Below are 26,865 nucleotides of genomic sequence, written 5' to 3' on the forward strand. Positions count from 1 at the left end.
CCTTGTCTAAGTCTGCTTTAGCAGCTTTCTTAACAGCTTCTAAGTCACCTGGTGTGTGGACGCCTTCAATAGCAGTAACACCTTCTGTTTTCGCTGTAGCAACTGCATCTGCATCTGCTGCTGCAGTAATTTTAGCTTCGGCTGCTTTTCGTGCTTCTTCTACAGCTTGCTCTTTCTCAGCACGTTGTGCTGCAGTTAAGCTCTTATCTGCTGCAATGGCTGCTTTTTCTTTTTCTGCTGCCTTGTCTAAGTCTGCTTTAGCAGCTGCCTTAGCTGGGCCTGTTTCTGCTTCTTGCCTTTCCCTTTCTTTTTTCTTAACCTCCCATTCGCTTTGCTTCATAAATACATCTTCTTTAGGAACTTGTAAAACAGCTAACTCTTGATTGGAATCTCCAATTACTCTTACCTTAATATTTTCACCAATCGATTCCATATTTATTAATATACGTCTTGCGTCTGGATGTTTCTGAAAAATATCTAAGATACCAGGATCAGTTTCACTTTCGTCTCTATATACATTGTCACGTCCCGGACCAGTTTTAGTCGGATCTTTCACTCTACGTCTTACCGTTGTCACATCGGTAATCGGATCTGTATAGACTTCAAATACATTCTTAGTTTTAGTATTAGCATTTAACCAATTATTTTTAGCATACGGCCATTGCCCATAAAGATATTCCTTATCATTATACTTGTCATCCGGTACAGGGTGTTGATTAACACCATAAACATACCGCCCATTCAAGCTTGATGCCCGGTCTTCCCCGACACTCCTAGCTCTTCTAACGGGAGCATGCTGACCAGAGTTACTTGTCTCTTCAGCACTTCTATCACTTCCGCTAACGGCACTACTGTTGCTTCTATCTGACCCTTCAGAACTTTCCCCATTATTGCTTGATGGAGAAGCGTCCCTATCACTGCCAACAGGAGTACGCTGAACAGAATTACTTGTTTCATCAGCACTTCGCTCACTTCCATTCGAAGCTTCACTAGTTCCCCCCGCAGCTGAATCCGATTTAGGATCAGAACTCTCAAGAGACACCTCTGTAGCATTTACTGTAGTATCCGCCTGAACAACACTAGCTCGTGCTCCTAAAAACATCAATGCGGCAACCGCGACACTGGCGGCACCAAAGTGGTACTTACGAATGGAGTAACGGAAGACCTTTTCTCTGTTACACTTTCTAAAATCCATAACTCTTTCTCCTTTAAAGATATGATTGAAGAGAACATGTCATTTTCCTCTTCGATTGACAATAATATATAAATAGCAACTTACGACTATTTACCCCACTGTACCTCCTATGAAGAATATACAGTCTAGCAGCTATTATACCACCCCCCCGAATTTTGCAAGAAAAAACAGTTTATTTTTTCTGTTTTTGTAATCCGAATGTGATAATGTCTTTAGTAAATCGAACGTGAAAATGTCCCATTTGCTAGAATAGTCATATGAAAAGTATCCAGCTAAATATGAATGAAACGAAAAAATATCTTGTGATAAAAGCTATAATCCAAGGAAAGAAAACAAATAATCGAACCTGTGGCGAACTCAACCTTTCCGAAAGACAAATCAATCGTCTGCTACTAGCCTATCAACAGAAAGGAAAAGAAGTCTATTTCATCAGAAAGACGAAAGCATTCGTTATAAAAGCATTTGATGGTGACAGCTACCTCAATATCGCTGACAAAATCTATCATACAAAGGAGCTACTAGTTCATGAACTCTATTCGAAAAACTTTGAACCAGAACCAGAACAAAAAAAGAAAGACGCAAGTATATCCCTCCACAAACCCATCCGTGGAAACTCACATCTTTCAAACAATATCTTCAGAAAAATAAAAAGGATTATGAAGAGTTTACTGGTGAGGAGCTTGATTCTCCTCATCTACAAGTATAAGCTATTTCTCGCTAAATGGGAAGCTGTTCCTTAAAGGAAATCACTCTATCCCTTATATTTAGGAGAAAGAAAGCAAGGAGTCTAAGACAAGCATTTCATTTGATAAGAGGCTGGAGAGCCAAGTCTAAGACTAGCCTTGGTTTAGCTGACAAAATAGCTTCAAGGGTTCCTCGCATCAAATGAAATCAAAATAATTGCCCTCAATCTCACCATTTTTTTGGGACATCATCACTTTCGATTGGCAATTCTTCAGTGAAATGAGTTTGTCACAAGTCTCAAACCAGCTAAAAGTAGTTCATAAATAAATGCCAACTTCCTTTCTCTATCTGTAAGATACTCACCAGATTATATAGTCTAGGAAGTAAGAGTTATTTTTTATCCCTTTTTTGTAATAGGCGCACCTCTCACTACTAATTACTTACAATAATGCCCGTATGACTTTTACAGCGGTGCTAGTTCAGTTCCTTCATAATATCGATGTTAACTTTTAACACAGACACCCTATCTTCACCTAGAAATCCAAAGATTTTTGTTACTGTATGCTTGTCAATGATTTCTTCCAGTCTAGGCAAGCTAATACCTGTTGTCTTAGAAATACGGGGGAGTTGTAGTTTAGCACTTTCTGGACTGATTTCTGGATCCAATCCCGAAGCCGATGTTGTTACCAAATCAGCAGGGATATCTCTGATTGAAATAGTTGGGTTTTCTTTTATGAGAAGAGACAGTTCCTTTTGAACACGTACTTTTAGTTCAGGATTACTAGGAGCCAGATTTTGGGAACCAGAAATAATATCCCGCTTTTGTCCACTTGGGTCTCCCTCGCTAAGGTAAGTATTATACTGAATAGCAGATGGTCTACCATGCAGAAAAGCAGCTGACGAAAATTCTTGCCCAATTAAAGCCGATCCAATAAGCTTCCCATCCTGCTTAATTTGACTACCATTGGCTTGAACAGGAAAAATAAACTGCCCTAATCCGGTAATCAGCAAAGGGTAAAATAATCCACAAACCGCCCCAAATAAAAGACTTAGTCGGACAGAACGTCTGATATATATAAATATTTTTATCATGATTGTTATTCATTCCTTTCATGTTCAACCCAAGGAAAAGACACTAATTCTTTTAAACGTAAAGAAATGTAAATAAGTTTCAATCTTATTCCTTTGACTATTATATTATATTAAACTAATCTTATCAGGATAAACCCAATAGATACAATAATGGAGTAATACTCATATCAATGATTTTAATTCCAATAAACGGGATGAAGACTCCACCCAAACCATAAATCAGCATGTTATGAGCCAAAACTTTTTCTGACCTTTGAGGCTTATAAGAAACTCCTTTCATCGCAATCGGAATTAGAAGAGGAATAATAATGGCATTGAAAATCAGAGCCGATAAAATTGCGCTGGAAGACGTTGATAATGACATGATATTTAACGATTGCATTTGGGGGATACTGCGCATAAAAATAGCTGGAATAATGGCAAAGTATTTGGCAATATCATTAGCAATTGAAAAAGTGGTTAAAGCTCCTCGCGTCATTAATAATTGCTTTCCAATTTCAACGATATCCAGAATCTTGGTTGGATCGCTATCTAAATCTACCATATTAGCAGCTTCTTTAGCAGCACTTGTTCCAGAATTCATAGCAATACCGACATCTGCCTGAGCTAGTGCTGGTGCATCATTAGTCCCATCTCCTGTCATCGCAACAACTTTTCCTAAGCGTTGTTCTTTTTTAATAGCTTCAATTTTATCTTCTGGCTTGCATTCAGCGATAAAGCTATCAACGCCTGCTTCTTGAGCTATGGTCGCAGCGGTAAGAGGATTATCACCGGTACACATAATAGTCTTAATTCCCATTGCCCGTAGGCGAGCAAAACGCTCAACTAAACCTGGTTTGATGGTATCCTTGAGAGCAATCACTCCCAAAATATTCTGCCCCTCCACTACTGCCAGTGGTGTTCCTCCAGCTGAAGCAATTCTTTCACTGATAGACCTCAAATCTTTCGGAATCACACCACCTTTACCTTTAATATAGCGACTTATAGCATCTGTGGCACCCTTACGTATCATTCCCCCATCAACAAAGTCTATCCCACTCATTCGTGTTTGAGCAGTAAAATCAATAAAGGTCATATCTTCAGAAATAGGAGGAATACTTGCCCCATATTCTTTAGCAAGCTTAACAATTGATTTTCCTTCCGGTGTATCATCCTGTAGAGAACTTAGCACAGCTGCTCTTATTAAAGACTCTTGACTAACACCATCTACAGGAACAAAATGAGCAGCCATACGATTTCCAAAGGTGATGGTTCCTGTTTTGTCCAAAATCATAGTATCCACATCACCACTAGACTCCACTGCTTTTCCTGACATAGCAATCACATTGAACCGTGTAACGCGATCCATACCTGCAATTCCAATTGCTGACAGCAGGCCTCCAATTGTTGTTGGAATTAAACATACGGTCAATGCCACAAGAGTAGTAACTGTAATCTTTATATGCAAAGCGCTGGCAATCGGGTACAAACTTCCAATTACCATTAAGAATATAATTGTTAAGCTGACTAGCAAAGTATTCAAGGCAATTTCATTAGGGGTTTTTTGCCGAGAAGCACCCTCTACCAAGGAAATCATTTTGTCCAAGAAAGACTCTCCAGCACGTGAGGTCATTTTCAACTTAAGCCAGTCACTAGCAAGAGTTGTCCCTCCTGTTACAAAAGCAAAATCACCACCAGGTTCTTTGATCACCGGAGCTGACTCTCCTGTAATGGCTGATTCGTCTACAGAAGCAATTCCTTCAATAACTTCACCGTCACCAGGAATTAATTCTCCTACCTTAACCAGAACGATATCTCCTTTTTGCAAGGCTGTGGCCTCAATAGTTTCTTCAAGAAGGGTCAGACCATCATTGTCAAAATAGAGTCGTCTAGCTGTCATATTTTCTTGCGTCTTTTTTAAACTTTCAGCCTGTGCTTTTCCTCTTCCTTCCGCAATGGATTCAGCAAAATTAGAAAATAATAAAGTTAAAAATAGGATCACTGCTACTATGCCATTATACAATTGACTACTTTGGCTATCTTGTTGAGCATCAACGGGGATAATTGTTAAAAAGAAGGTCAGAACAAAACCAACTTCAACTACAAACATTACTGGATTTTTAATCATGTAACTAGGGCGAAGTTTTACGACCGCTCCTTTAAGGGAACTGAGTAGTATCTTTTGTGTCAGAAAGTAAGTTTTCTTTGAAATCATAATAAACCTCATTGAGTTAGAAATTCAGCTAAAGGTCCTAGTACAAGGACTGGTAAGAAAGTTAAGGCTGATATAATCAACACTATCACACCTAAAATAATGGCAAAAGTCCCCGTATCTGTTTTTAAAGAACCTAGGGAATCATTCACATGTTGCTTAGTCATTAAGGAACCAGCAATCGATAGCTGAAGAATCAAAGTCACATAGCGTCCAAAAAACATAGCTAATCCTGTAGATATATTCCAGAATAAAGTATTGTCTTTTAGTCCTTCAAATCCCGATCCGTTGTTAGCAGAAGCTGAGGTAAATTGATAAATCACTTGTGATAAAGCATGAAATCCTGGATTGGTAACACCGTTAAATCCTGCTGGCAATGAGACAGCTACTGCTGAAAAACCTAGAATAATCATAGGGTGAACCATGATGGCTAAAGCAATTAAAGTCATTTCTTTACCTTCAATTTTTTTTCCTAAATAAACAGGTGCACGCCCAATCATTAATCCACAAATAAAAACAGTAAGAAGAACGTACAGCATCATATTCATTATTCCTACACCTTTACCGCCAAATATAACATTGAGCATCATGTTAATCATAGCTACTCCACCACTTAGAGGAGTCAAAGTATCGTGCATATTATTCACGGAACCCGTTGTAAAAGCCGTTGTTATTTCTGTAAACAGACCAGACATTGGAATACCGAACCTAACTTCTTTACCTTCCATACTTCCCATTGATTGATTCAAACCCAATTGATGCAAGACAGGATTTCCTCTACTTTCTGACCAAACAATAATGGATAAACCCACAAAAAATAAGAATAGCATAACAATCAGAAGCGGTCTTGCCTGTCCTCCTAGTTTAATAAACGTAGATTTAGTGGACTTATAAGAAACTTTCTGTACAGAATCAAAGGGATGATTTTCCTTTTTCCTAGATGAAACCATATGACCAAAAGCAACTACCATAGAACCTGGTAACAACATCATAGATAGCATTTCAATAATATTTGTGATTACATTAGGGTTTTCAAAGGGAGTTGCTGAATTTGCTGCAAAAAAACCACCACCGTTGGTTCCCAAGTGTTTAATAATTTCAAGAGAAGCGACCGGTCCCATTATAAGACCTTGTAAATTGCCCTCCAAAGTAGTCGCATATAACTCTTTTGATAGTGTTTGGGGAACCCCCTGTGAAATAAGTAACAAAGAGCCTATTATTGAAAAAGGAAGCAACACTCGAGTAATCACCCGAACAAAGTCAACATAGAAATTCCCCATGTCTTGATACTTGCCTGATACACCTCTGATAAAAGCCATAGCAGCAGCATAGCCTGAAGCAGCTGAGGTAAACATCATAAAAGTAATGACAACCATCTGACTAAAAAAAGACAAATCCCTCTCACCAGCATAATTTTGTAAATTAGAATTGGTGATAAAAGATATGACTGTATTGAAACTCAGGCTTGATTCTAATGAACCAACACGGGTGGGGTTCAAAAAGAAAAAGGCCTGTGTTCTTAGGATTACATAAGCCACTAGAGCCATAACAGCATTAGTTAAAATAAGGGCTACAGCATACTCCTTCCAAGTCATTCCTTTTTTGTCCACATCAAGCAACTTATAAATCCACCTATCAATAGGATCCATAATGGGATCTGCAAAAGTTTTTTGCTGGCTAGCTATATGGTAAAGATACTTTCCAGTTGGTAATATAATAATACAAGCCAGTACTAAGACAAATATGATTTGTAACATCTCACATTCCTCCTAAAATCTCTCCGGGTGTAACAGAGCATAAAATAAATAACAGATTAATAAACCAAAAATTATTCCTAATACTATCATAGTACACTCTCCCTCTAATCACCTTTAAGGTGCTTATCACACCAAACAATAAAACCAATCATTAACAAAAAAATAAAAAATAAAACTAGAAACATTATGAAATCTACTAGCATTGTATCCTCCTTCAAGAATATAATCATTCTACCACGAAAAGTATAAAAATGATATAAAGATTACGGATATAAAATAAAGATTATATAAAGATTGTCTCCTAAAATAACCTAAGACAACCTATCCTAAGACTTGTTTCAAATAGCTGCCAAGAAATTACAAATCAGGTGAATAAAATTCTTTTTGGATTATTTGTCATCATAATTTTCAATCTTAATCATACGATAACCGATACCAATATGAGTTTGAACCATTTTAGAGTAACCCAATCCTAATTCGATTTTTTTTCGCAATGTATTAACAAAAACTCTCAAAGCAGAAAAATCTTCCTCATAATATCCCCAAATTTCCTTGACAATAAAACGATAAGTCAACACTCTATCAACATTCTCTGATAGAAGACAAAGCAACTTATACTCAATCGGGGTTAAGTGAATTTCTTGGTTATTAACAAATACACGATTAGATAAAAAATCAACATGTAGCCAGCCATTAGTAAAAGATGATTTTTCAGAATTACCGTCACTTTGTTGATTAATCTGCTTTGACCTCCTAAGACTAACTCTTAACCGAGCGAAAAGCTCATCAATGCTAAAGGGTTTCGTCAAATAATCATCTGCCCCAGCATCAAGTGCATCAATCTTGTCACTTTCTTCTCCACGTGCACTAACAACAATAACAGGTAGCTGTGAAAAGCTACGAATCTTGTCAATAATGTCTTTACCATCCATATCTGGCAAACCCAAATCCAATAATAATAAATCTGGAAATTGCGAAATGATCTGACGCAAAGCTTCCTCTCCAGTCCGAACTGATACATAATGATAACCTTCAACTTCCATTGCTAAGGATAAAAGTCTGTTAACGGAAGAGTCATCTTCACAAATTAAAATCTTAACATTTTCATTTTTCATGTAATACATTCACCTCCGCTAGTGGTAGTGTAAATCCAAAGATAACTCCTTTAGGAGTATTGTCATGGACGTAAATAGTCCCCCCATGTGCTGTAATAATACTCTTACATAAAGATAGTCCTATACCTAGGCCTCTTTTACCATCGGATGCCAAATTTTCTGATGTATAAAAAAGGTCAAAAATCTTTTCTTTTGCTTGATCGTTAATACCAGGACCATCGTCAGAAACCTCAACCACCAGGTTCTGATCCTTTCTATTACTCGTCAATGTAATTAAAGATCCTTCATGCGTATATTTAACTGCATTGTTAATGATATTAACCAGTACTTGCACAATCAAGGGAGCATCCATTTTAGCTATTAATAAATCATCTGATAAAATTAAAACAAAGTCATGATTCTTAATATGTTGATCCACATGTTTCAAAGCTTCTTCAATCAACTCATCGAAAACATTTATTCTTAATGAAAGAGTAGTATCATTATCCAATTTAGTAATTGACAATAAATTTTCAATCAGATTAATCAACCACATAGAGTCATCGTAAATATAGGCAGCTAATTCTATCATACGCTGTTTCTCCATGATTCCCCCCGTCTCCATCATTAATTTAGACTGACCTGATATGCTTGTAAGTGGAGTTCTCAAATCATGTGAGATTCCCCTTAACAAATCAACCCTTAACTGTTCTTTTTGTATTTTAAGTTCCATTTTTTGTTGTTCTTCGCGTAATGCTTCTTTTTCTAATGCCAAGGATGCCTCTCCTAAAACAGTTAGAATAACAGATTTTTCAAACAGGTCAATCATTGTTTTATCCTCTATTAAAATACCAATAATAGCAAAAACAGAATCTTTACCTCTGACAGATAAATACAGAAATTTAGCAGCAGACAAGGTGTTTGTTGTTGCTCCAGCTTGTTTATTATTATATAAAACCCACTCAACCACTCCTCGCTCATTGTACTGATAGTAATCAGCTAAGGTCCTCAAAGAATGACTGGTAGGGAAATATTTCGGCGTCTCCAAAGTACCACCTGTTACAGGATAAATCACCACATCACTATTCAATAATTTTTTGACTTGAATAGCTAGTTCTTCTAAAATAGAAGGAATAGAGTCTGCCTGAGATAATCCTCTATTTGTTTGTAGTAACAACTCTGTTAGATAAGATTTTTCAGTAGATAATCTTGCCTGCTCTTGAATCCTTTTTATGAGACTAGAAGTAATCAGACCAGTAATTAACATAATAGCAAAAGTCATAGGATAAGTAGGAGTAAAAGAAGTAAAAGTGTAGTAGGGAGCCACAAAAAAGTAATTAAAACAAAGAACTGATAAAATAGAAGAAATCACACTATAAAGTTTTCCTTTTGTCCAAACAGCATTTATTTGAACGCTTAATATATATATTATTATAACGTTGTTGGTACTGAGATTCCAGAAACGAAATAAAAGACCTGTTAAGGTTACTAGCAACAATACCACCAGTGTTTTAACCAAATCACTGAAAGAAAATTGCCATTTAGAAAACCAAGAAGGCAACGAGAGCTTACCAACCGAAGTCTCTTTTTTTCCTCTAGTATTATGGACTACAAACATATCCAAATCAGGAACATTCTTACTAAGAACTTCCACAATATTTTCTTTAGGCCAAATAGTTCTGGAGCCACTTTTTCCGACTACTAACTTAGAAACACGGCTCAATTTTGCGTAATCAGCAATCTGCTTGGTCACATTATTATAATCCATAACTGTCACCTTAGCTCCCAACCGCTCTGCCAATTCCAAGTTCTGATGTAACTCCTGATTAGTCAGTTCCCTATCTAAACTACCAATATACAGGGCTGTAAAGTCTGCATTAAGAGCACTTGCTAATCTTGAAGCAGCGCGAATGACATGTGAAGAGGAGGGAGAGGGTGACACACAGACCAAGACATGTTCCTTGGTCACAATACTATCTTTAACTTTTTTTCCTCGAAAAGCACTTCCATTAATCTGATCAGCTGCTTTGCGCAAAGCGATTTCTCTCAAAGATATTAACTTTTCTTCAGTAAAAAAGTGACGCTTGGCCAATTTAGCTTGCGATTTAGAATAAATTTTTCCTTTATCCAATCGTTCAAGTAAATCTGATGGGTCAATATCTACAAGTTCAATCTGATCAGCCTGATCAAAAATAGCATCTGGAATTATCTCATTAACTTGAATCCCTGTAATAGCTTCAATCACATCGTTTAAACTTTCAATATGTTGGACATTTACAGTAGTATAGACATCAATCCCTGCATAAAGCAGTTCCTTAATATCTTGGTACCTCTTTTTATTACGTGACTCAAAACAGTTAGTATGAGCCAATTCATCCACTAAAATAATGCGTGGTTGACGCCTTAAAGCAGTATCAATATCAAACTCATTTAAGGTGATACCTTTATATTTTATTGTTTTAGGAGATAATTGCTCAAGACCAATCAGTAAAGCCATAGTCTCAGGTCGATTATGAGGTTCAATGTAACCTACTACCACATCTACTCCAGCTTTTTGAGCTCGCTGCGCTTCTCTAAGCATAGCATAGGTTTTTCCAACTCCTGCAGCATAACCAAAATAAATTCTTAACGCCCCTGTTTTCATAACATCACCTTAGTTAACCCAACCTTTTGTAGTAAAATCATTTATCAGAAGTCATTATAACCTAATTTTATTTTTTTTACAATAGCCTTCCGGAGATTATATCATGGGACGAGTATGAGTTCACCAAGGGAAAGATGAGTTTCATTGCGCAAGATTTTAACAAGCTCAATATCATCACTGTTCTTGAGGGTAGAACACAAGCTGTCATTCGTAATCACTTTCTTAAGTATGATAGAGCCGTCCGATGTCGCGTCAAAATTATTACTATGGATATGTTTAGTCCTTACTATGACTTGGCTAAACAGCTTCGCTTTCGAATTTCTAGGCTCAGGCTGAAACAGTCTCCCAGACTGTTTCACTCCCTAATGCAAAAATTGTTCTTGATCGTTTTCACATTGTGCAACATCTAAGCCGTGCTATGAGTCGTGTCCGTGTCCAAATCATGAATCAATTGGATCGAAAGTCTCATGAATACAAGGCTATCAAGCTCTACTGGAAGCTCATCCAGCAAGATAGTCGTAAACTCAGCGATAAACGATTTTATCGCCCTACTTTTCGTATGCACTTGACCAATAAAAAAAATTCTAGATAGACTTTTGAGCTATTCAGAAGACTTGAAACACCACTATGATTTCTACCAGCTCTTGATTTTTCACTTTCAGAATAAGGAGCCTGACAGATTTTTCGGACTTATTGAAGACAATCTTAAGCAGGTTCATCCTCTTTTTCAGACTTTCTTTAAAACCTTCCTCAAAGATAAAGAGAAGATTGTCAACGCCCTTCAACTACACTATTCTAACGCCAAATTAGAAGCAACCAATAATCTCATCAAACTCATCAAACGCAACGCCTTTGGTTTCCGGAACTTTGAAAACTTCAAAAAACGGATTTTTATCGCTCTGAACATCAAAAAAGAAAGGACGAAATGTGTCCTTTCTCGAGCTTAGCTGACTTCAACCCACTACAGTTGACAAAGAGCCAAAAATCCCCTGGCAAGTACCAGAGGATAAGAGCTTATTTCATTGTTGGGAAGAGCAATACATCACGGATAGTAGTTGTATCCGTGAGGAGCATGCAGAGACGGTCGATACCGATTCCCAAACCACCTGTTGGTGGCATACCATATTCAAGGGCTTCGATGTAGTCGTAGTCGATACCTGTCGCTTCATCGTCACCAAGTTCTTTAGCTTTAGCTTGGGCTTCAAAACGGCTAAGCTGATCGATTGGGTCGTTGAGCTCAGTAAAGGCATTACCGTACTCCTTAGTCATGATGAAGAGCTCGAAACGGTCAGTAAAGCGTTGGTCTTCAGGATTTTTCTTAGCCAGTGGAGATACAGCTACTGGATGTCCATAGACAAAGGTTGGTTGGATTAAAGTTTCTTCAACAAACTCTTCAAAAAAGGCATTGATGATGTGACCAACCTCAGTATAGTGTTTCTCAACAGGAACTTTTTTCTCAGCAGCGATAGCTTTAGCTTCTTCCAAAGTCATGTCTTGCCAGAAATCGACACCAGTAATTTCTTTGATAGCATCCACCATGTGAACACGTTTAAATGGTTCGTTGATTTTTATTTCAGTTCCTTGGTAGTTGACTGGACCGTCGCCCTTAACTGATTTAGCAGCATGTTGGATAATGCCTTCCGTCAAATCCATGATATCTTGGAAGTCAGCATAAGCTTGGTAGACTTCGATAGAAGTAAACTCAGGGTTGTGAGTAGCATCCATTCCTTCGTTACGGAAGATACGGCCAATTTCATAGACGCGTTCCATACCACCCACGATAAGGCGTTTCAAGTGAAGCTCAGTCGCGATACGAAGCACCATGTCAATGTTTTGGGCATTGTGGTGGGTGATAAATGGACGGGCAGAGGCACCACCAGCTTCGTTGTGAAGAACAGGTGTTTCCACTTCAAGGAAACCTTTTTGGTCAAGGTAACGACGAATTTCAGAGATGATTTTTGAACGAGTGACAAAGCGTTCAAAGCTTTCACGGTTAGAAATCAAGTCAAGGTAACGTTTACGGTAAATTGTTTCAACGTCTGTCAAACCATGGAATTTCTCAGGAAGAGGACGAAGGGCCTTAGACAAGTGTGTGATGTGAGTAGCCTTGATAGAGAGTTCTCCCATATCCGTACGCATCACTTCACCTTCGACACCAAGGAAGTCACCAAGGTCTGCTTTTTTGAAGATTTCGTAGTTTTCTTCACCGACAGCATCCTTACGAACGTAGATCTGGATTTGACCTTCGCGGTCTTGAAGGTGGGCAAAACCTACTTTACCTTTACCACGTTTGGTTACCAAGCGTCCTGCGATAGTAGCTGTTTCGTTTTTATCGTGTAATTGTTCTTTATCGAGGTCAGCAAATTTATCTTTTAATTCTTGTGAATTTGCAGTGCGTTCAAAGCGTTTTCCGAAAGGATCGATTCCTTGTTCACGGAGCGCAGCCATTTTTTCACGGCGAACGATCTGCTGGTCATTTAGTTCTTCCATATGTTCTGTTGACATGGGATCCTCCTAGATTTACTCAAAATTGAATACGATGAGTCATTTTTTGCGATACTCCCATTTTATCATAAATAAGCAAGAAATTCACGGATAATCTTTCAAAACTAAAAAGAACTTGACGCTAAGATTACTGAGCCAAATCACTGAAAAGACTGGGATAAGCAAGAAATTCCAAAATATCAGAAAAGGGATCTGACAATATTTATGGATTATACTTTAACCCTTGTAACTTTCATGACGTGTGCTACTTTTTATATAAGAGCAAGCCAAGCAAATCTAAAACTGAAACAATTGACGTAAAAAACATTAACAACTTGAATCTTGTCATTCATACACCTGATATGACAGAATAGTATAATTTTTAACCTTTTAGTCTTTTGATTTTTTACACCTCTTGCCAATTCTCTTGGTCTTCCTTAAAGCGTTTTAGAAGGTCGAGTCCTTCTGGCGTGATATAGCCTTCTTCTTGGGCTAGGTGGATGAGTTCACTGTAGTTAGAAAGCGTCACCAATTTCACACCAGCATCTGCAAAGTTCTTATCTGCTTTTGGCAATTGGTAACTAAAAATCGCTACAACTCCAAGTACATCTGCTCCTTCGCGTTTAGCTGCTATTACGGCTTCAAGAACAGAACCACCCGTTGAAATAAGGTCTTCAACCACTACCATTTTTTGACCTTGAGCTACGCGACCTTCGATTTGATTACCAGCTCCGTGGTCTTTTGGTTTGCTACGGATGTAGGCAAATGGCAGGTTCATCTTGTCAGCAATAATAGCTCCGTGTGGAATCCCTGCTGTTGCAGTTCCTGCAATCACCTCAACCTCAGGAAAGGCTTCTTTGATAGCTTCCACAAAACCATTTTCAATGAGAGTACGAGTCTCTGGATAGGCAAGTGTCACACGGTTGTCCGTATAAATCGGCGACTTGATACCAGAGGCCCAAGTGAAAGGCTCCTCTGGTTTGAGGTAAACGGCTTGGATTTTCAAGAGGTGGCTAGCGATATCTTTAGCAAGTGTCATGGTATTCTCCTTTTATTTTTCTAATCTAGTTCTTTAATTCCAGTCCTGTGTCCATTCATCCTTGATCGCATGATAAGCTGCAACAGGATCCTCAGCTTGGGTAATGGGACGTCCCACTACGATATAGTCACTGCCGATTTGATAGGCATCAGCAGGTGTCATGACTCGTTTTTGATCTCCAACTGCAACACCAGCTGGACGAATCCCTGGTGTCAGACAGATAAAATCTGGATTGGTAGCCTGCTTGATGACTTGTACTTCCTGAGCCGAGCAAACAACACCATCCAAGCCAGCTTCAGCTGTCTTCTTGGCATAGTGAATCACAGACTCTTGCAGACTGGTTTGGATATTTTGAAACTCCTGCATCTGAGCTTCTGACGTTGATGTGAGCTGAGTTACAGCGATCAATTTGGCTTGACTCCCAAGACCTTCACGCGCCGCCTTCATCATCTCTACACCACCAGCCGCATGGACATTAGTCATATCGACACCAAGCTGAGACAAGACCTTCATGGCTGACTTGACTGTATTAGGAATGTCATGAAGCTTGAGATCTAAAAAGACACTATGACCCAAGCCTTTCAGGTAGGACACAATCCCAGGCCCCGTTGCGTAATAAAGCTCCATCCCTACCTTGAGATAAAGACTTTCCGCTTCTGGGAAAAGAGCTAAAAATTCCTTGACCGCCTCAAAACTAGGAAAATCAAGAGCAATGACTGGACGATGTTCTCGCATAGGTTTCTCCTTTTACCTTTGCTAGTGAGAGAGTCTGGCCAACAGAAGCCACGAAAAAAGGAACCTGCCAACAGCAAGGTTCCACGAAAAATGGGTAGTCTCCACCCTTTCACCGTCTAACCTTAGCTGCCTCTCTGGACTGCTTTAAAGGTTTTCTATTATTCTATTATTTCTACTAGTACTTGTCAAGTAAAAACAGCTAAATCCATGTTGACTGCTATTGAACACCTCACAAGACTCTTTCCAAAAGAATAGTTAAAGACTTTCACTTCGGACAGAGAAAAAGAGTTTGCTTGTTACCCTTTAATTGAACAAATGGGAATTCTGTTTTATTTTGCGGATGCCTATTCATCTTGGCAAAGGGGAAGTAATGAGAATGCGAATGGACTTCTTCGTGGGTATTTTCTTAAACCGATTTGGCAACAATTACCGAAAAAATCCTTAATGATGCTTTGCTAGCTTATTAATCACCGTCCCCAAAAATACTTGGATTACAAGACAGGTTTTGAAGCACTTTTTGAAGCACTTATAGAGGAGATTTAAAAATGTTGCATTTTTTATTGCAATTTATCAGTTATCTTATCACCCAAAACTTCTGCAATTAGTATGAGCACTATTGTTATTTTTCTTTTTTCGTACACTCAAATCAAAATATAGCAATAAGACTATTCTGTAGAATTGCTGTCAAAAAGATCAGTTCATTTTTTCCTTCCCACTTGTGTTTATAATCATTAAAATAACTCAATTAAGAAATTTTCTTTTTCCTAATAGTTAGCGTAATTAAAGTTAATAGAAGAACAATCCAAATAAGTAGTGTTAGATTAGGAATTAGAGTTTTATTCCATGAAAATTCCTCCCATTTTGTGAAAAACTTAGTAAACAGTCCCATAAAACTATAATCTGTTATCTTCGCAACTGTCTTATCCAAACCAGATAGCATCGGTAAGAAAGCAACTAAAATCATAGCAGGAAGACTGATAACCTGAGCTACTACTTGGCTCTTCGCGGTTAAACCTATCAATAAATAGAATAAAATGATGGATAAAGAGGTTAGAAGAACGATTGTAATATAATTAAAAGTATGTACAATTGTAACTCCTAAAATAAGAGGAGTAGTTCCCATAATCACAAAAGTTAGCAAAAAAGGAAGAAACATAGTTGATAAAATGTATTCGGAGCCTTTAACACCACTCAACAGAAGAGTTTGTAAATTGTACTTTTCTTTTTCTTCAGACAAGATAATAGTTATAGGACTTCCAACAGCCAAAGCCAAAGAAAAAGGTAAACACATCATCAAAAGAACTAATGCCTGTTGATCGTTGACCTTCCCCTGTGTTTCCATAAGATATTTATAAAAATATGTGAAAGCAAAAGGCACTAAAACTTGCAATAAAATACTCTTATTGGAAAGGATAATTTGACAACGCAACCATACCAAAGCCAGAAACCGTTTAAGCATTTAGCTTTCCTTCTGTTAATGTGATAAAAATATCTTCTAAAGTAGGCTCACATGAATGAATTGAAAAAATATTTTCCAGATCAGCCTGAGATACCTGTTCTAGTGATGTAAAATCAAAAGTTATCTGATTCCCATTATAATCTGTAAACTTAATCTTTTTATCTTTATTATATCTTTGAATGAGTTCAGAAGGAGCTCCTTGCTCAACTAATTTTCCTTTATTTAATAAGGCAACATAATCACATAAAAGAGTTGCTTCATTCATATCATGAGTCGTTAGAAAAATCGTTGTCCCTGCTGTTTTCAATTCTAAAATTAACTCATGAATTGTTCGAGAAGTTGTGGGATCTAGACCTGAGGTCGGTTCATCCAGAAAGAGTACAGCGGGGTTGTTGATAAGAGCTCGTGCTAAAAGCATTCGTTGCCTCATTCCAGTGGATAATTTTCCTGCTACCATCTTGCGACTATCATATAATCCTACTCGCTTTAACAAATTATCAACACGTGATTTACTAATATTATAAAATTTACTATAAAAAAGAAGATTGTTATACAGAGACATTTTCTCATAAAATCCACTTGTATCGCCAACCAATCCAATTCTCTTTAATTCACCGCTTGTTAAATTTTGAGATTTTTGTCCCAAAATAATAGATTGTCCTTTATCGGCAAGGAACTGCCCAGTCAGAATATTAATCGTTGTGGTCTTTCCAGAACCAGATGGTCCTAAAAATCCAAAAATCTAACCTTCTTTAACAGTGAAGCTTATATTATTTAAAGCTATTTTATCACCAAAACTTTTTGATAAATGGCTAACTTCAATCATACTCATTGCACCTCCTTTATATTCTACATTTTTACTTAACATCTATTTACTTATCTTTATCAAATAAACGTCTTAAAAAAAACAATAACATTAAGCATATAACCGTTAGCAAGATTGTTTCAATATTATTGATAATACGATACATTCTCAAGCAGTATAAAATAATTATATATATGCAAATACTCATTATACCTATTTTTTTAAACATACTAAGCCTCCTTGCTAAATAATAAAGTTATATAATAACTAAGACACACTATACCTAACATAATAAATATCCACAGCATTAAAAATATTATCATACCAATAAAAATATCCACTGGTAACTGAATAAATGTTCTAAAATTAACAAGCAAAAATAAAATCTCAAACGATGAAAAAAGCCATACTATATTTTCCAATGATGGCAAAAATAATACCCAAGAACAATACTATTAATTGTGTTTCTATAACAGTGAACTGCCCAATAGCAGATAAAAAAGCTACTCCTCCTGATAATAAGCAAAAACAAACTGAACGAATAAATGTTTTCGCTCTAATATTGTTATCTTTCACTTTATTATTTTTTTACAAATTGGACATTCTCCGTTTTCCAGAACATATTTTTCTTGACTTAGAGCATGATTTCTCATATTATAAACGTAAGCGTTATCTATTAGGATTTCATTATAACATCCCAGAAATATTTTAATTATTAAATTAGTCATTATCCCTCCCAAAATAGCAGGCATCTCTGGTGTAGTCGGCCACTTTGTCTTATCAGATAAAGTGTACTTATTTATATCTTTGTTTATATTCCGACAACCAAAGCAAGAACCGATGGTAGGGATATATATATTATCAATAATAAGATAGCATCCATTAAACCCTCCTGATATGTAGGATATCTTATGCGATACAGCAAATTGATTGACAATTTTTATAATATCAATGGGCGTATCAATTGCTTTAACGATAAAATCTATACTCCCATATTCCGCAACAATTTTTTCTCATTCTTCTACTGAAGAAACTTTAATAGAAATAGGTACTACCTGAACATCTGAATTATACTTGTGTATTTTTTCAGAAAGAACATTAATCTTCTCCTTACCAACATCCGACTCTGTATAAAGAATTTGCCTATTTAAATTTGATGGTTCTATTATATCGTAATCAGCGACAATAAGTTTCCTCACTCCATACATACTTAGACTTAGAGATATATAACATCCTAAGGCTCCTGCTCCTAATACTAATACTGTTTTATTCTGTATTTTATTATACTCTTCATTATAAAATAACGAATAGCAACCTTTAGTTCTAGAATATCTACTATCAATATCTATCTCATCCGAAATTAAAATTTGTTCATTTAGTAGTTCAAATGTTAGTTTACTGCCTAATACTTCTTCTATCTCTAATAGTTCCTTACAACTATTAAATAGATCGTTGATAAATTCTTGCGAAATTTGAGGTTCTATAGCTATTTCCCGCATACTCCGAACACGCAAATACATTATACCTTCTTTTTTATAAGCAAAAATATAACTATTTACGTAGAACATATTTCGTCCTTCCTCTCATATATAATATAGAAAGCAGTATAGAAACAACCACCCCTCCTATACTACGAACAATAATATTAGGTGTCAAAAACTGTAATAGTTGACTCAAAGGGAAATAAATAATAACAAATGCTATTAAAAGTTGAACTATATATTGAAAATTCAAGTTATTATTGTTAGAATTCAAGTATCTTAAAATAATACCACTATCATACTGAAAAAAAGGAATTGAATTAATAAAAATCATACCTAAGTTAATGATAAAAAATAAGAGTCCAAGCAATTTATACGATGTGAACAATAAAACAAGTAAACCTGTAAGTGATAAAATCGAATTTGAAGCAATTCCTGCTAACATAATTTTCAAAAATTGTTTTTTATTTTTTAAGAATTGCACCCCACTTAAATCTACAAAAAAAGCCAAATTAAACAAAAGTAGCATTATTCCACAATTTGGGATCTCAATTTGATAATTATTAGCAATTATTGCATGGCTAAATTCATGTATCGTTACAGACATAATAACAACAAGCAACCAAAATAAAAGAATGTTTAGCGTTATTGGAAAGTTTTGGAAATTAGTCAAAATATCCGCCCTATAAATATACATAATAAAACATTGCAAAATAAGAGCCAATGGGAAAATACCAAATAGGATTTTTTCAAAATTCTTATTAAATCTTTTATAGTTTAATTTTTCAGATAATGTTATATTAAAGTCCCAAGATATTTTAAAAATATTTATCTTTTTTCGTGATTTCATAGAATCTATAAGTCCCATTTTACTAAGAACAATATAAAATCTTAAATAATATTTCTTCCCTACTAACACTAATAAGTCCGATATGGTAAATTCTTGACCTATTAGTTGCTCTAACCATTTTTTTCCTGTTTCCCAACTAATACATGTTTCTTACTGGATGGTATATATAGATGATACTGTCCCTCATAAGGAGTAGGTAATATCTTAATCTTATCAACAATTCTCATAACAAACCTAACCTTTAATAAATAAAAGAGGGGCTAAGTAAAACATACTCTAGTCCCTCAGTCCGCAATCAATAAAATAATGACTAATTCTATTAATCTCTTGCTGCAAGACTAATACGGAAAATTCAAATGACTGTCTAAAATGAAATTGAAAAAGCTTAATGTTAGTAAATGAACAAACTTCAACAACCAGCAAGAGCAAGGATTGCTAAACCAAATCCGATACCTGTTGCAAGTCCAGCTGAAAAATCACTAACTGGTACTGAAATTTTTTCAATTTCCTCAAATAAAAAGTTATCTTGCATGATTATCACTCCCTATCTTTTTAACAATAGGCTACTCCAATTAAGAGAACTACCCCAGTTCCAAGTAAAACTCCCCCAAAATTCACCATCTGTAGAGGCTACGATTTCTTCAATTTCTTCAAATAAGAATACTTCATCTGACATATGTGTTACCTTCTTCATAAAAAATTATTTTGCAATCGATTACACTGCATAATGTAACATAAAGAAAAACAGATGTCAAATATTAAACGTAAAAACTAGTCACTAAAGTACTATGAGAAAAAAGGTAAAACCTAGCGACGCGATGAGCGCTGGGTCGTTTGGTTTCGATTGCTCTCTTCCTCTTGTTTTTTCTGTTCTTCTTCTAAACGTTTACGTTCTTCTTCCTGCCTTTTCTCAGCTTCTTCGGCCTCTTTTTTGGCTTTTTCTTCTGCTTCCATAATCAATTTATCCGCTACAGTGTAGCTGTAGATTCCAGCTTCCATATCGACCACACTTGGTTCTGACAATTGAGGCTTAATCTTACTGTAATAAGGCAGTTTCTTACTCATTTCAGATAGAGGAACCAAGACTTCGTCCGAATCATTCATGGTCAATCGAATTAAATCGGAAGTGACCTTGCTGGGAGCTAGTTCCACCTTTTGGATAGCCGCCTTGAGTTCTGGGCTAATTTGAGAAAGTTCTGAGACAAAAGCCTTGATTTTTTCACTATCATTAAAGAGAACTGATATATAAGTTTCTGGTAGACTGACCAAACTCACAGCACTGGTCTCAAGCTGACCACTGGAAAGAATAGGATAATGGTTTTCACCAGAAATATAGTAGGCCACAATATCATATTCCTTGACCTTGATAGTGAACTTGGTTGGAAATTGATAAACAAGTTGAGCTGATTCAACCCAATAGTTAGACTTAATCTGCTTTTCATATTTTTCCTTGTCTAGCAGAAGGTTAATCGTATAATCCGAATCCTGAATACCTGAAGCCTGTCGAATATCATCAGACGTAGTGTGCACCGTTCCCTCGACACGAATATCCTTCATGGTCGCATAAGGACTGAGTAAGTAGGCGGAGACAATCAATAAAAGCAGACATGGAAATAAAATCGTTAAGGCTCGTAAGATATGGATTCCTGGAATTTTCGGTTTGACCGGTTTTTCCTTTACAGGCTTTTTATCTGCCTTTTTATCCTCTTTCTTTGGCTCTTTGGACTTTGATTCTTCTTTGGATACTTCTTTTTTGACGTATTCTGACTCTTCTACTTTTTCTTCGGTATCATCCTTAGCTGATTTTGGGTCTTTTGAATCAGATTCACTCTCTTGGTCCTCGGTTGCATCTGAATCTTCAGATTTTGAAGCCATTCGAGCTTGTCTTTCCTTTTCTTTCTCCTCAGCTAGGGCTGCCTCTTCCTCAGCCTTCTTTTTTAGATATTCTTGGTTTCGTTTCTGCCATTCTGATAACTCTTTCAATTCTTCGAGGATTTCTTTGCCCTCATTTTTCTTATCTTTTGACATTTACTTTCCTTATGATAAATCTTTTTTCAACAATTGATAAAAATCTGTTAGAGATTTCAATTCCTTGGAAGCCTTCATCTTAGCTTGATAGTCTTCCTTGTAGCTTAGTAAGTGAGAAAGCTTCTCTTCCAAACTATCCAAGGTCAAATCGCTTTCTTGAAGCTCTTCTGCATAGCCTTTTTTTACAAAGTAAGCTGCATTTTCAATCTGGTCACCACGACTAGCTTCACGCCCAAGCGGCACAATGACATGTAATTTTGCCATGGCCAAGAGCTCAAAAATCGTATTGGCACCACCTCGTGTCACAACAATATCAGCCAATTCCATCAAGGGTTGATAGAGATTGGTCACATAGTCAACACGAAAAAGATTTTGGTTCAACTCGTTCAGGCTAGAGTCTCCAGTTAGATTGATAATATTGTAGCGCTCTGTCAGTTCTTTCTTATGGTCTGTCACCAATTGGTTAAAGACACGAGCTCCTGCAGAACCACCGACAAACAATACAGTTGGCAATTTAGGATTAAAGTGGGTTTGAATATCCACCAATTCATCTGGTTCTGGAGTTTTTTGGTCTGAAACCTTGGTCACTGCTCCCACATGCTCAACCTTAGACAAACTTGAAGCTTGCTCAAAGGTTGAATACATCTTCGTAGCAAATTTATAGGCGATTTTATTGGCCAAGCCCATAGACAGGTCAGATTCGTGAATAAAGACAGGCACTCCTGACACACGCGCAGCGATAACGGGCGGTACAGAGACAAAGCCTCCCTTTGAAAAAAGGGCCTGTGGACGAAGTCGCAACATGATAAAGAGCGATTGGACAATTCCCCAACCAACTTTGAAGACGTCCAGCATATTTTGCCAAGAGAAATAGCGACGCAATTTTCCAGTCGTAATGGAATGGAAGGTGACATCCAAACCTGACTTGAGGATTTCTTGGTGTTCGATACCACTCTTGTCCCCGATATAGTGGACTTCCCAGCCATCTTCGATGAACTTGGGCATTAACAAAAGATTGAGGGTAACGTGTCCAACCGTCCCCCCACCTGTAAAGACAATTTTTTTCATATTATTCCTTTAACTCCGCTACTGTGTCGATAAAGAGGTCGCCACGTACTTCAAAGTTAGCATACATATCCCAGCTGGCATTGGCTGGACTGAGAAGGACTACATCTCCTTGAGTCGCAAGTTCATAGGCCTTGCGGGTCGCATCTGCAATATCAGTCGCATCCACATAAGCCACACCAGCCTTGTCTGCTGCCCGTTTGACACGTTCGGCAGACTGACCAAGAATGACCATCTTCTTGAGTCCAGTAATATCTGGAACCAAATCGTCAAACTCATTGCCACGGTCCAAACCACCTGCAATCAAAATGACCTTGCTATTGTCAAATCCTGACAAGGCTTTTTGAGTTGCCAAGATATTAGTTGATTTACTGTCGTTATAGAATTTAACACCCTTGATGTCATCCACAAACTGGAGACGGTGTTTGACACCACCGAAGGCTGAAAGAGTTTCCTTGATGGTTTGATTGTCCACATCACGAAGCTTGGCTACAGCAATCGTCGCAAGGGCGTTTTCTACATTGTGGCTACCTGGAACCCCGATTTCACTCGCTGCCATGACTACTTCACCACGGAAGTAGAGTTGACCATCTTCCAGATAAGCTCCATCAACCTTTTCCTGTGTTGAGAATGGAACAACAGTAGCCTGTGTTTTGGTAGCCAACTCTTTTGCCAAGTCTTGGTTAAAGTTCAAGACAAGGAAATCAGCTGCTGTCATCTTGTTCTGGATATTCCACTTGGCTGCTACATATTCCTCAAATGACCCATGATAGTCGATATGAGTTGGCATGAGGTTGGTAATAACCGCAATCTCAGTATGGAATTCTTGAACGCCCATGAGTTGGAAAGAAGAAAGTTCCATGACAAGCGTGTCCTTATCTGTCGCAGTTTGAGCCACTTGACTGGCTGGATAGCCGATATTTCCTGATAAAAGACTATGTTGCCCAGCAGCAGTCAAAACTTCCCCAATCATGGTCGTTGTGGTTGTTTTTCCATTTGAACCTGTGATACCGATAATGGGCGCTTCTGAAATCAAGTAAGCCAATTCCACCTCAGTCAAGACTGGAATTCCCTTTGCCAAAGCCTTTTCAATCATGGGATTACTGTATGGGATGCCTGGATTTTTCACCATGAGGGCAAACTCTTCATCCAAAAGTTCCAAAGGATGACCACCTGTGATAACCTTGATCCCTTCTTCCAGCAAACTTTGGGCAGCTGGATTGTCCTCGAAAGGCTTCCCATCATTTACCGTTACAATAGCACCTAGCTTGTCCAACAAACGAGCTGCAGATTCACCAGACTTGGCTAAACCTAAAACAAGGACTTTCTTATTTTTAAATTGATCTATTACTTTCATGTCTCGAACTCCATTTCTACTCCTACTATTTTACCATTTTTATGGAAATAAAAAAGCCACAAAGTGTGTTTGTGACTCTTTCTTCTAACTGATACTCTTCGAAAATCTCTTCAAACCACGTCAGCTTCGCCTTGCCGTACTCAAGTACAGCCTGCGGCTAGCTTCCTAGTTTGCTTTTTGATTTTCATTGAGTATGAATCTTACCATATCATCTATGTGATAAATCGGTAACTCGAATGACTTGGTCCACTTGCTCCCAAATCAGAGGATTGTGGGTCGCAATAATAATGGTCCGATTCGGATTTTTTAAAGATTCTAGGATAGAAAGTAATTCCTCAGAGTTTTTGGGGTCTAGTGAAGCAGTTGGTTCATCTGCGAGAATCAAAGGTGGATCCTTTAAAATTATCTTCGCTAATGCAACACGTTGTGCTTCTCCTCCTGATAATTCAAAGATAGGTTGCTTTAAATCCAAATAAGAGAGGTTTACACGGTTTAGAGCTTGTTTCATCAAAGAGATTTTCTCTTTTTCCTTCAACTTTTTACCAACTAAACCCAGATTGAGATTCTCTTTGACGGTTTGGCTTTCAATTAAGCCAAAATCTTGAAATAGGTATCCTAAGTAATCTCTAAAGAAAACAGAAGGCCTGATGTCCTTAAGAGAGGTGCCATCATAGATAATTTGCCCTTTGTCATACGGCTCTAATCGTCCAATCATATTCAAGAGTGTTGTCTTACCACAGCCACTTGTACCGATTAAGGCATAAATTTTCCCACCTTCAAAATGAAGATTGGTATCTGAAAATAGCTGACGGCTTCCAAATTTTTTAGATATATTCTTTAGTTCAATCATCCTATTTTCCTTTCATAATTGTCATAGAAACACGAGATTCTTTCTGCGCTTGACGGTAAAGCGTCAAAACTGCACTAGCTAGAAAGACGAATAAAGTGAGCAAGCCAATCACCAAGTCTCGACTGCTTAAAATAAAGAGACTAGCACCAAATACAAAACTGGCAAATTGACTAACCATATACTGAGCATGTGTTTCAAAAAATCGTAAACCTGAAATTCGTTTAATCAGAATATCTCGGCGGAATTGCTCGAAATATAGAAGATTGACAGAATAAAAGAGTAACAAGGAACTAGCTATTCCAACAATAGCTCCTAGGATTAAAGTTGCTGTTTCAGTTTGAACTTCATTATAACGAGTTAGATAAACACTTCTTCCTTCTTTAAGATAAGATACTTGCTCATAAATTCCAGCTTTCTTCAAGAGTTCTAGCCCACTCTCATATCCTTTGATAAAAAGTTGTTTTCCAGCATTGATAGACCAAACATATTTTGAAATGAAACTATCACCTGTAGATGTTGGAGTAAATACAACTAAAATCGAATCGGTTAAGTACTGAATGGATACTGGGCTTTCACCGTTATTATAAACAAATCGCTTTTCTCCAGTTGGAAGATAGCTAATAATCGCTCTCATTTCATACTCTAAAGGAGCACTTGCCTCCTCACTTGATTGCCCGTAATAGTTCAAACTTTCTTCAAAAGCTTTCTTAAGTTCTGCTTCCTGTGAACGAAGAGATTCTGGTAATAAGAGTCCAAATTCTCCTTTTTGAAGATGGACTAACTTCTGTTTGGTCTCAGCATCTACCACGACCTTTTCCTTGTCCAAATAACTTGGGCTGACATAGAGCGTATTAGCATCTGGACTATAGGTATCCAGTGTCTCTCGCTGTTCATTTTTTCCTTGAGGATTTGCAAAATGAATGAGATTATCTTTTACAAATAGAGCCTGTTCTTCTTCGATTGCTTCCTTGGCAAAGGCATACCACTTGCTCTGATTTTCTGTATCTTTTCCTCTATCACCTAAGCCAAAAGAAATTTGATAATAGTCTGCTCTGTCTTGCCATGCTTGTTTTGAAATTTCAAGTTCTTTCAATCGTTGGTAAGACGTCAAGCCTGTCTTAACAGCGTAGCCCACTGTAAAAACAGCAACCAACTGACACAATAGAGTTAAAATCATCAGGCGTTTAAGGGGTAATCTCCCCTTAATAACGGGAACTAATGCTTTGTAATTCAAACTCATTAGATAAAGGAGCATTAGTAAAATTGAAATCGCCAATAAAAACAACAGATAGAAACTAATCCCAAAACCATAGGTGGCTAACAAGATAGGATAAAACAAACCTTGACTAAAAAGAAGGACTCCCCCACCTAGGAAGGAAAGGAGGGCTGATAGAAGGAGCCACTTGATATCAGTCGATAAAGAATGCCCCATGATGGATAAGAGAGTCTGACCAGAAAAGAGTTTTATACCTGCAGCTCTCATTTCCTTAATCCGAGTGATAATCACTAAAGCAAAGAAAGATAAGCCAAATATTGCTAAACTAATTAAAATAAGGGGATTTAGTAATATTCGAAAAGCAAGAGAATAGGGCGGTATCTTTCGGTCAGCAATTGCTTTATAACCCAAATCTCCTAATTTATCGGCAAGCTTTTCTTTCGTCAAGGAGCCTGACAAAAGGAGATAACTATTTAGCGGATCACTACGTTCACGACTTTCTTGGCTAGCTTCTTGGAATTCTTTTGGTAAAGTTCCCTGACCATAAGTTGCATAAGTAAAGTTAGTCGTCCCATCCTTACTCGGCTCTACAATTCTTCTAGCTATTAAACTCTGTTCTGAGTTTGCAAAATTCTCCAATTCCTGTTCAAATACCTCACGCGTCGGTTCCTGAGTATCTTTTTTGACACGAAGTAAAGAAACGGAATCATAGCTTGCATATAAATATTGTGGCGCACGTAAGACAATAATCCAAGCAAGGAAGAAGCTGAGAAAAAAAGTTGATAATAATATGAATAGTTTCTTCATAGTAGACTCCTTGTAAGTCATAACCACCCGTG

19 protein-coding genes and 5 pseudogenes are annotated in these 26,865 nt (G+C 37.2%); 3 read left to right on the forward strand and 21 right to left on the reverse strand.

Annotated elements, in window-relative coordinates; all coding sequences use genetic code 11:
* The coding region (locus HT715_RS05980) for a YSIRK-type signal peptide-containing protein (protein ID WP_172922862.1) at positions 1 to 1,195 on the reverse strand (1,195 nt) is incomplete at its 3' end.
* 413 nt (positions 1,196 to 1,608) lie between these two features.
* On the opposite strand from HT715_RS05980, the pseudogene HT715_RS05985 reads away from it, so the two are divergent.
* Positions 1,609 to 1,901, forward strand: a pseudogene (locus tag HT715_RS05985) (ISNCY family transposase); the annotation flags it as partial.
* Positions 1,902 to 2,353: 452 nt separating this feature from the next.
* Here the strand turns inward: HT715_RS05985 and kdpC are convergent.
* From kdpC to HT715_RS06015, 6 genes are all read right to left on the reverse strand, one after another.
* Complete coding sequence (kdpC, locus tag HT715_RS05990) at positions 2,354 to 2,971, reverse strand: potassium-transporting ATPase subunit KdpC (protein ID WP_054388168.1); 618 nt, start codon at positions 2,969 to 2,971, stop codon at positions 2,354 to 2,356.
* Between the two features lie 124 nt (positions 2,972 to 3,095).
* A complete protein-coding gene (kdpB, locus tag HT715_RS05995) occupies positions 3,096 to 5,165 on the reverse strand; it encodes a potassium-transporting ATPase subunit KdpB (RefSeq protein ID WP_138701354.1) in 2,070 nt (689 codons plus the stop codon).
* A gap of 8 nt (positions 5,166 to 5,173) precedes the next feature.
* Positions 5,174 to 6,919, reverse strand: coding sequence for a potassium-transporting ATPase subunit KdpA (locus tag HT715_RS06000; RefSeq protein ID WP_138701355.1), 1,746 nt, complete (start codon positions 6,917 to 6,919; stop codon positions 5,174 to 5,176).
* A gap of 12 nt (positions 6,920 to 6,931) precedes the next feature.
* Positions 6,932 to 7,009: a K(+)-transporting ATPase subunit F gene (gene kdpF, locus HT715_RS06005; protein ID WP_007285010.1), complete on the reverse strand. Its 78-nt coding sequence runs from the start codon at positions 7,007 to 7,009 to the stop codon at positions 6,932 to 6,934.
* 299 nt (positions 7,010 to 7,308) lie between these two features.
* Complete coding sequence (locus tag HT715_RS06010; protein WP_000787304.1) at positions 7,309 to 8,034, reverse strand: response regulator transcription factor; 726 nt, start codon at positions 8,032 to 8,034, stop codon at positions 7,309 to 7,311.
* The gene (locus tag HT715_RS06015) at positions 8,024 to 10,657 is read right to left on the reverse strand and encodes a sensor histidine kinase KdpD (RefSeq protein ID WP_023939958.1); all 2,634 of its coding nucleotides are present in this window, start codon (positions 10,655 to 10,657) and stop codon (positions 8,024 to 8,026) included. The genes HT715_RS06010 and HT715_RS06015 overlap by 11 nt, the downstream gene beginning before the upstream one ends.
* 65 nt (positions 10,658 to 10,722) lie before the next feature.
* Here HT715_RS06015 and HT715_RS06020 point away from each other — a divergent pair.
* Positions 10,723 to 11,604: pseudogene (locus tag HT715_RS06020) on the forward strand (transposase); the annotation flags it as partial.
* Between the two features lie 67 nt (positions 11,605 to 11,671).
* On the opposite strand, the gene lysS reads toward HT715_RS06020, so the two are convergent.
* From lysS to pyrF, 3 genes are all read right to left on the reverse strand, one after another.
* Positions 11,672 to 13,162 carry a lysine--tRNA ligase gene (lysS, locus tag HT715_RS06025; protein ID WP_050207953.1) on the reverse strand — a complete coding sequence of 497 codons (1,491 nt, stop codon included), beginning with the start codon at positions 13,160 to 13,162 and terminating at the stop codon, positions 11,672 to 11,674.
* A gap of 385 nt (positions 13,163 to 13,547) precedes the next feature.
* Positions 13,548 to 14,180 (reverse strand): orotate phosphoribosyltransferase, encoded by a 633-nt coding sequence (gene pyrE, locus HT715_RS06030; RefSeq protein WP_138707294.1) that lies wholly within the window; start codon positions 14,178 to 14,180, stop codon positions 13,548 to 13,550.
* Positions 14,181 to 14,213: 33 nt separating this feature from the next.
* Positions 14,214 to 14,915 carry an orotidine-5'-phosphate decarboxylase gene (gene pyrF, locus HT715_RS06035; protein WP_001206739.1) on the reverse strand — a complete coding sequence of 234 codons (702 nt, stop codon included), beginning with the start codon at positions 14,913 to 14,915 and terminating at the stop codon, positions 14,214 to 14,216.
* Between the two features lie 318 nt (positions 14,916 to 15,233).
* On the opposite strand from pyrF, the pseudogene HT715_RS12435 reads away from it, so the two are divergent.
* Positions 15,234 to 15,458: pseudogene (locus HT715_RS12435) on the forward strand (IS30 family transposase); the annotation flags it as partial.
* Between the two features lie 202 nt (positions 15,459 to 15,660).
* Here the strand turns inward: HT715_RS12435 and HT715_RS06045 are convergent.
* From HT715_RS06045 to HT715_RS06085, 11 genes and pseudogenes are all read right to left on the reverse strand, one after another.
* Positions 15,661 to 16,374, reverse strand: a complete 714-nt coding sequence (locus HT715_RS06045) for an ABC transporter permease (protein WP_023932991.1) — start codon at positions 16,372 to 16,374, stop codon at positions 15,661 to 15,663.
* Positions 16,367 to 17,206: pseudogene (locus HT715_RS06050) on the reverse strand (ABC transporter ATP-binding protein). The gene HT715_RS06045 and the pseudogene HT715_RS06050 overlap by 8 nt, the downstream one beginning before the upstream one ends.
* A 545-nt stretch (positions 17,207 to 17,751) precedes the next feature.
* Positions 17,752 to 18,747 (reverse strand): annotated as a pseudogene (locus HT715_RS12440) (ThiF family adenylyltransferase).
* Positions 18,731 to 19,528 (reverse strand): peptidase M50 family protein, encoded by a 798-nt coding sequence (locus tag HT715_RS06060; RefSeq protein ID WP_172922863.1) that lies wholly within the window; start codon positions 19,526 to 19,528, stop codon positions 18,731 to 18,733. The pseudogene HT715_RS12440 and the gene HT715_RS06060 overlap by 17 nt, the downstream one beginning before the upstream one ends.
* Positions 19,529 to 19,919: 391 nt before the next feature.
* Positions 19,920 to 20,042 (reverse strand): hypothetical protein, encoded by a 123-nt coding sequence (locus HT715_RS12270; RefSeq protein ID WP_001153673.1) that lies wholly within the window; start codon positions 20,040 to 20,042, stop codon positions 19,920 to 19,922.
* Positions 20,043 to 20,054: 12 nt separating this feature from the next.
* Entirely contained in the window at positions 20,055 to 20,186 is a 132-nt protein-coding gene (locus tag HT715_RS12275; RefSeq protein ID WP_007284949.1) for a hypothetical protein, read from the reverse strand.
* Positions 20,187 to 20,317: 131 nt separating this feature from the next.
* Positions 20,318 to 21,538, reverse strand: a complete 1,221-nt coding sequence (locus tag HT715_RS06065) for a cell division protein FtsQ/DivIB (RefSeq protein ID WP_023936384.1) — start codon at positions 21,536 to 21,538, stop codon at positions 20,318 to 20,320.
* Positions 21,539 to 21,547: 9 nt separating this feature from the next.
* The gene (locus HT715_RS06070) at positions 21,548 to 22,606 is read right to left on the reverse strand and encodes a UDP-N-acetylglucosamine--N-acetylmuramyl-(pentapeptide) pyrophosphoryl-undecaprenol N-acetylglucosamine transferase (RefSeq protein WP_138707373.1); all 1,059 of its coding nucleotides are present in this window, start codon (positions 22,604 to 22,606) and stop codon (positions 21,548 to 21,550) included.
* 1 nt (position 22,607) lies between these two features.
* The gene (gene murD / locus HT715_RS06075) at positions 22,608 to 23,960 is read right to left on the reverse strand and encodes a UDP-N-acetylmuramoyl-L-alanine--D-glutamate ligase (protein ID WP_138707374.1); all 1,353 of its coding nucleotides are present in this window, start codon (positions 23,958 to 23,960) and stop codon (positions 22,608 to 22,610) included.
* A 208-nt stretch (positions 23,961 to 24,168) separates the two neighbouring features.
* Positions 24,169 to 24,810, reverse strand: coding sequence for an ABC transporter ATP-binding protein (locus HT715_RS06080; protein WP_000571290.1), 642 nt, complete (start codon positions 24,808 to 24,810; stop codon positions 24,169 to 24,171).
* Between the two features lies 1 nt (position 24,811).
* Entirely contained in the window at positions 24,812 to 26,833 is a 2,022-nt protein-coding gene (locus HT715_RS06085) for a bacteriocin-associated integral membrane family protein (protein WP_138703192.1), read from the reverse strand.
* Positions 26,834 to 26,865 lie beyond the last annotated feature (32 nt).

The organism is Streptococcus sp. 4155, assembly GCF_013276695.1.
In the GTDB taxonomy this organism is placed as follows: Bacteria; Bacillota; Bacilli; order Lactobacillales; family Streptococcaceae; genus Streptococcus; species Streptococcus pseudopneumoniae.